The 6,956-nt window shown below is 62.5% G+C and carries 4 protein-coding genes; 1 reads left to right on the forward strand and 3 read right to left on the reverse strand.

The genetic code is table 11. The annotated features are described in order from the left end of the window. Nucleotides 1-68 precede the first annotated feature (68 nt). From ACDZ94_RS07395 to ACDZ94_RS07405, 3 genes are read right to left on the reverse strand one after another with little or no spacing between them, the layout of a single operon-like run. Nucleotides 69-3,122 carry an efflux RND transporter permease subunit gene (locus ACDZ94_RS07395; protein ID WP_432751266.1) on the reverse strand — a complete coding sequence of 1,018 codons (3,054 nt, stop codon included), beginning with the start codon at nt 3,120-3,122 and terminating at the stop codon, nt 69-71. After that, nucleotides 3,119-4,189: an efflux RND transporter periplasmic adaptor subunit gene (locus ACDZ94_RS07400; protein ID WP_064450168.1), complete on the reverse strand. Its 1,071-nt coding sequence runs from the start codon at nt 4,187-4,189 to the stop codon at nt 3,119-3,121. The genes ACDZ94_RS07395 and ACDZ94_RS07400 overlap by 4 nt, the downstream gene beginning before the upstream one ends. After that, nucleotides 4,186-5,268: an efflux RND transporter periplasmic adaptor subunit gene (locus tag ACDZ94_RS07405; RefSeq protein ID WP_221293642.1), complete on the reverse strand. Its 1,083-nt coding sequence runs from the start codon at nt 5,266-5,268 to the stop codon at nt 4,186-4,188. The genes ACDZ94_RS07400 and ACDZ94_RS07405 overlap by 4 nt, the downstream gene beginning before the upstream one ends. Nucleotides 5,269-5,388: 120 nt before the next feature. On the opposite strand from ACDZ94_RS07405, the gene ACDZ94_RS07410 reads away from it, so the two are divergent. Next, nucleotides 5,389-6,549, forward strand: a complete 1,161-nt coding sequence (locus ACDZ94_RS07410) for an AAA family ATPase (RefSeq protein WP_064454835.1) — start codon at nt 5,389-5,391, stop codon at nt 6,547-6,549. Nucleotides 6,550-6,956 lie beyond the last annotated feature (407 nt).

The following is a 6,956-nucleotide window of genomic DNA, read 5'->3' on the forward strand; positions in this document are numbered from 1 at the left end:
GCGCCGGGCAAATGTAGGGAAAGTGTTTCCAGGAGCCTTCCTACACCCTCGCAGGAAGGCCCCGATGGTCAGGCCTGATGGTCTTTCGGCTCGCGAATTTTGTACCAGGCCACGTAAAGCGCCGGCAGGAACAGCAACGTCAGCAACGTGGCGATAATGATGCCGCCAATCATCGCGTACGCCATCGGCCCCCAGAACACTTCCCGCGCAATCGGGATCATGCCCAGACTCGCCGCCGCCGCAGTCAGCAGGATCGGTCGGCGACGGTGCTCGGTGGCTTCCACCACCGCATCCCACGGCGTGTAGCCGTCGCGCTCGTAGGCGTCGATCTGCGTCACCAGAATCACCGAGTTGCGGATGATGATGCCGATCAGCGCGAGGATGCCGAGGATCGCCACAAACCCCATAGGCGTGCCCGTGGGGATCAGTGCCAGCACCACACCAATCAGGCCGAGCGGCGCGACACTCGCCACCAGGAACATCTTCTGCACGCTGTGCAACTGGATCATCAGGAAGGTGGCCATCAAAAACAGCATCAACGGCACCACTTTGGCAATCGGGCCCTGGGCCTTGCCGCTTTCTTCCACAGTGCCGCCGGTGGCGACCTTGTAACCCACCGGCAAACCGGCGCTGAATTTCTCGATCGTCGGCGCCAGCTGTTTAACCAGGTCGGTCGGCTGCATCTCATCGCGCACCGATGCCTTGATCGTGATCGTCGGCTTGCGGTCGCGGCGCCATACCAACGGTTGTTCAAGCTCATAGCGCACGGTGGCAAAGGCCAGCAGTGGAATCGAGGTGCCGTTGGGTGTGACGATCTGCAGGTTCTGCAAGGTTTCCGGCGTGCCGCGTTCGGCATCTTCGGCGCGGCCGACCACGTTGATCAGGTAGATATCGTCGTGCACCTGGGTGACCGAGGCGCCGCTGACCACGCTGTTCATCAACTGCGCCACGTCTTCCGACGACAGCCCCAGTTGCCGCGCCTTGTCCTGGGCGATGTCCACGCGCAGCACTTTGCCCGGCTCGTTCCAGTCGTAGATGATCTCGCCCAAGTGGGTGTTCTGATCCAGCAACGTTGCCAGCTCGATGGCGTGTTTGCGCACCTGGTCAATGTCTTTACCGGAGACCCGATACTGAATAGGCCGCCCCACGGGTGGGCCCATTTCCAGCGGCTGCACATAACTGGAGATGCCGACAAAGTCATCACGCAGGCGCTTTTGCAGGCGCGCAATCAAGGCGCCGCGCTCCTCCAGGCCTTTGCTGACGATGACCAACTGGGCGTAGTACGGGTTTTCCAATTGCTGGTCGAGGGGCAGGTAGAAACGAATCGCGCCCTGGCCGATATAGGTACTCCAGCGGGCAATGTCCGGGTCATCCTTGATGATGGCTTCCAGGCGGTCGACCGCTTTGCGTGTTTCGTTGATCGAGGCGTTTTGCGGCAGGTTGAGGTCGACGAGGATTTCCGGGCGGTCCGACGACGGGAAAAACTGGTTCTGCACAAACTGCATGGAGAACACCGACGCCACAAACAGCCCCACGGTGATGCCGATGGCCCACCAGCGGTTGCGCATCGCCCACAGCATGCCGCCGTTGAAGGCGCGGCCGATGCGCCCTGGCTCGGCGTTATGCGGTTTCACATTGGCACTGAGGATATGCACCCCAATCACCGGTGCAAACAGCACCGCCACCACCCACGACACCAGCATCGCCACGGCAATCACCGCAAACAGGGTGAAGGTGTACTCGCCCGCCGAACTGGCATTGAGGCCGATCGGCACGAAACCGGCCACGGTGACCAAGGTGCCGGTGAGCATCGGGAAGGCCGTCGAGGTGTAGGCGTACGTCGCCGCCTGCTCCTTGGTTTCGCCTTTCTCCAGGCGCGTGATCATCATCTCCACGGTGATCATCGCATCGTCCACCAGCAGGCCAAGGGCGATGATCAACGCGCCCAGCGACACCCGCTGCATGGTGATGCCGCTGTACTCCATAAACACGAACACCAGCGCGAGCACCAACGGGATCGAGCACGCCACCACCAACCCGGCACGCATACCAAGGCTGATAAAGCTCACCACCAAGACGATGATGACCGCTTCAAACAATGCGCTGGTAAAGCCGCCGACAGCCTCCTCGACCACTTCCGCCTGGTCGGACACTTTGTGCACGCCGACGCCCACCGGCAGGTCGGCGGTCAGCTCATCCATGCGCGTGTGCAGCGCCTTGCCGAACGACTGGATATTGCCGCCCTTCTGCATGGCGATGGCCAAGCCGATCGCCGGCTTGCCGTTATAGCGGAACATCGGCCGCGCCGGGTCGACATAGCCACGGCTGATGTCGGCAATGTCCGCCAAACGATAGAAGCGGTCATTGAGCCGCAGGTTGACGTTGGCCAAATCTTTCTCCGAGGCGAATTGCCCGGAAGTGCGCACGGAAATCCGCTCCGGCCCGGCCTCGATCACCCCGGCGGGGGTCACGGCGTTCTGTGATTGCAGGCTTTGCACGACCTGGCGCTGATCAATCCCCAGTGCCGCGAGTTTGCGCGTGGAGAAATTCAGGTAAATCACTTCGTCCTGCTGGCCGATCATCTCGACCTTGCCCAACCCCGGCACCGAACGGATCTCGGCACGCACCTGTTCCACGTAATCGCGCAACTGGCGCATCGACAGGCCGTCGCCGGTAAAGGCATACACCGAACCAAACACGTCACCGAACTCATCGTTGAACGACGGCCCCTGCAAACCCTGCGGGAACGTGCCGCGAATATCGTCGATCTTCTTGCGCACCTGGTACCAGATATCCGGGATGGCCTTGGCGCTGGTGGTGTCCTTGAGGAACACGAATACCGTGGATTCGCCCGGCCGCGTGTAGCTTTTCACGTAGTCGAGGGAGTCGAGCTCTTCGAGTTTTTTCTCGATGCGGTCGGTGACCTGCTTGAGGGTTTCTTCCTGGGTCGCGCCGGGCCAGCGGGTCTGGATCACCATGGTCTTGATGGTGAACGACGGGTCTTCCTCACGGCCAAGGTTCATGTACGAGAACACGCCCATCAGCAGCGCGACGAACATCAGGTACCAGACGAAGGACTGATGCTTGAGGGCCCAGTCGGATAAGTTGAAGCTCCCTTTCATCGCGGGCTGTCCTCGTCGATTTTGACTTTTTGCCCGGGTTTCAGGCTGTTCACACCGGCGGTGACGATGCGTTCGCCGGGTTTGACGCCGCCATTGAGCAAGGCGCTGGCGGCGTCGCGGCTGATCACGGTGACGTCACGCGGTTGCACGGTCTGGCGTTGGGTGTCGAGCAGCCAGATGCGGGTTTTGCCGTCGACTTCCTGCAAAGCGCTGACGGGCACTTCGATACGTGGCGCAATGGCAGTGCTCAAGGTCACGCTGATCGCGGTGCCCAGGCGAAACGCAGGCGGCGTCTCGGCCAGGGTCAGGCGTGCGCGCCGGGTGCGCGTGGCGCTTTGGGCCTGGGGCTCGATCTCGCGCACGATGGCGGTGGTGTTGACGCTTGGGTCGAGTTGCCCGGCGACCAGAAACACCACATCGGCGGGCAAGCGCTCGGCAAGGCCGGCGGGCAGGTCGATCACCGCTTCCTTGATATCCGGGCGGGCCAGGGTCACCACTTGCTGACCGGCGCTGACCACTTGGCCGGCCTCGGCATTCCACGCGGTGACAATACCGGCGTGGTCAGTGCGCAGTTCGGCGTAATTGAGCTGGTCTTTGGCCTGGTTGACCGAGGCCTTGGCCTGATCGAGGGTGGCCTGGGTGGTTTTAAGGTCGGTCTGGGCCACGTCCAACTGGGCCTGGGCGCCGACGCCACGGTTGAACAACGCCTGTTGGCGGCGGGCGTTGGCCTGGGCATTGATAAATTGCGCCTGCACACGGGCGAGGTCGCCTTGGGCGGCGCGCAACTGGTTCTGCTGGTCGGTGGGGTCGAGAACGGCGAGCAAGGCGCCCTTCTCCACCTCGGCACCCACATCCACGGCGCGACGGGCAATACGACCGGGCACGCGGAACCCCAGATTGCTTTCATAACGGGCCTGGATCGTACCGGCGAAGCGGCCGAGGTTTTCCTGGTCTTCGGCTTTCACTTCCATCGATAACACTGGGCGCACGGGTTCGGGCGGCGGTTCTTTCTTGGAGCAGGCGACCAGCAACAGGCTGGCGGCGAGTAGAGCCATCAATCGCTTCATGGCTGGGCTCCTGGCTGGGCGATCTCGACAAGCATGCCGGGGTGCAGCAATTGCCCACCGGCCACCACGACTTTTTCGCCGCCTTTAAGGCCCTCGCCAATGATCACTTTGCCGGTCAGGTAACGCGCCACGCTGACCTTGTGCAACTGCGCCTTGCCGTCGCCATCGATCAGCCACACAGCGGGCTCGTTGAGGTCTTTGGTCAACGCAGACCAGGGCAGCTCGATACTGGCCTTGGCCGGGCCATTCGCAGTGGCGCTCACCACCGACCCCAGCTGCATGCCTTTGGGCAGGTCCTGCAGGGCAATCTTGACTTGCACGGTGCCGGTATTGGCTGCCACCGCGGGCGTGACTTCACGGACTTTACCCACTGCCTTGACGCTTGGGTTATCCAGGAGGCTGACGGTAATCGGCGCGTCGGGCGGCGGCTCCACCAGCAAGGATTCATACACGTTGAACACCGCATCGCGCTCACCATCACGGGCCAGGCTGAAAATCGGCACGGTGGCCTGCACCACCTGGCCGACCTCGGCCTGGCGCGCGGTAATCACGCCGGGCGCATCGGCGATCAACGCGCTATAGCCGAGTTGCTCGCGGGCGTTGGCCAGTTGGGCTTGCGCCGCCGCCAGCGCGCTTTGGCTGCTGCGCAGCGCGGCCTGGGCGGCGTCGTATTCGCTGCGGCTGGTGTAGCCCTTGGGCAACAGCTTTTCCTGGCGCACGAAGGCGGCGGCGGTTTGTTTGACCCGCGCCTGTTCGGCCACGACCTGGGCCTGGGCGGAATCGACGTGGGTCTGCAAATCCTTGGGATCAAGCTTGGCCAGCACTTGCTTGGCAGTCACGCGGTCGCCCACGTCGACCATGCGCTGGATGATCTTGCCACCCACGCGAAAGGACAAATCGGTTTGTACGCGGGCCTGGATGTCACCGGTCAGCGTGACCGCCGCGGCAAAATCCGCCGACTGGACGGTCTGCACAAATACCCGTGAATGCGCCTTGGGTTCGGTCTTTTCCTGACCACAGCCGCTCAGCAGCGCCAACAGGCCAAGGCTGAGTACAACTCTTGAAGTGCGACCGCCCATGCAGGCTCCTTTTGCGTGACGCGATGTGCCAATTTGTATGCGACTGTGAGCTTAGATCAGGGTTCCTTATCTGCAGGGAGGAACCCATACTCCAAGGGTTCCCATGCAGACTGAATGCACATGCTGAAAACCCTCGCAGTAGCCAATTATCGCTCAATCAATAAATTGGTGGTGCCCCTGGACCGACTGAATCTGGTCACCGGCCCCAATGGCAGCGGTAAGTCCAACCTGTACCGCGCGCTACGGCTACTGGCGGAAACCGCCCAAGGCGGGGTGATCAATGCGCTGGCCCGTGAAGGCGGGTTGGATTCGACCTTCTGGGCCGGGCCGGAAACCATCAGCCGGCGCATGCGCAATGGCGAGGTGCCAGTAGAGCCCATGGTGCGCCAAGGCGTCAAACGCCTGCGCCTGGGGTTTGCCGGGGAGGATTTCAGCTATGCGATCTCCCTGGGTCTTCCGGAAAAAACCCAGTCGTATTTTTCCCTGGACCCGGAAGTGAAGAAGGAATGCATCTGGGCTGGCCACATCTACCGCCCGGCCAGCCTGCTGGTGCAGCGTTCCGGGCCGATGGTGCGAGCACGCGAGGGGCGTGCCTGGGATGTGTTGGCTCAGCACACGCCGAATTACCACAGCCTGTTCGACCAGGTCGGCAGCCTGCGCGGCTCGCCGGAGGTGTTGCTGCTGCGCGAAAGCATCCGTGGCTGGCGTTTTTATGATCACTTTCGCAGCGATGTGGATGCGCCCGTGCGCCAGCCACAACTGGGCACGCGCACGCCGGTGTTGCATCACGACGGGCGCGACCTGGCCGCCGCGTTGCAGACCATCCGCGAGATTGGCGACCCCGAGGCGTTGCAGCGCGCGGTGAGCGATGCGTTCCCCGGTGCGCGCTTGAATATCCAACCGCTGCAAGGCGGGCGTTTCGCGCTTGAGTTTTATCAGGAAGGTTTGCTGCGGCCGCTGTCGGCCGCGGAGTTGTCGGACGGCACCTTGCGTTATCTGCTGCTGGTCGCGGCGCTGCTGACACCACGGCCGCCCACGATGATGGTGCTGAACGAGCCGGAAACCAGCCTGCACCCGGATTTGCTGCCGGCGCTGGCGCGCTTGATTATCCAGGCGTCACAGCAGTGCCAGGTGTGGGTGGTGTCCCATGCCAGCCGGCTGATTGCGGCGTTGCAGCAGGATGACGGGTGTAATTCGATTGTGCTGGAGAAGGTGCTGGGCGAGACGCGGATTGTGGGGCAAGGGATTTTGGATGCGCCGGCGTGGCATTGGCCGGAATAAATGGTGACTGTGGCGACCTCATCGCGGGCAAGCCCGCTCCCACCTTTGGATCTGCGTCTGTCAGATTGGCCGCACTCTGCCCGCTACATAAGCCAGTACCACAAGACCACCTAGCGCCGCCAAACCCCTATGGGAGCGGGCTTGCTCGCGAAAGCGGTAGACCAGTCGACTTTTCCAGCGACTGACACACCGCCTTCGCGAGCAAGCCCGCTCCCACCTTTGGATCTGCGTCTATCAGATTGGCCGCGCTCTGCCCGCTACATAAGCCAGTACCACAAGACCACCCAGCGCCGCCAAGCCCCTGTGGGAGCGGGCTTGCTCGCGAAAGCGGTAGACCAGTCGATTTTTCCAGCGACTGACACACCGCCTTCGCGAGCAAGCCCGCTCCCACCTTTGGATCTGCGTCT

The organism is Pseudomonas sp. UBT, from assembly GCF_050915955.1.
GTDB classification, from domain to species: Bacteria; Pseudomonadota; Gammaproteobacteria; order Pseudomonadales; family Pseudomonadaceae; genus Aquipseudomonas; species Aquipseudomonas antarctica_A.

Excerpts from the sequence above, each read along its gene's own strand:
- ACDZ94_RS07410 (WP_064454835.1), top strand. The coding sequence starts at position 5,389 with ATGCTGAAAACCCTCGCAGTAGCCAATTATCGCTCAATCAATAAATTG.
- ACDZ94_RS07400 (WP_064450168.1), bottom strand. The coding sequence starts at position 4,189 with ATGAAGCGATTGATGGCTCTACTCGCCGCCAGCCTGTTGCTGGTCGCC.
- ACDZ94_RS07405 (WP_221293642.1), bottom strand. The coding sequence starts at position 5,268 with ATGGGCGGTCGCACTTCAAGAGTTGTACTCAGCCTTGGCCTGTTGGCG.
- ACDZ94_RS07395 (WP_432751266.1), bottom strand. The coding sequence starts at position 3,122 with ATGAAAGGGAGCTTCAACTTATCCGACTGGGCCCTCAAGCATCAGTCC.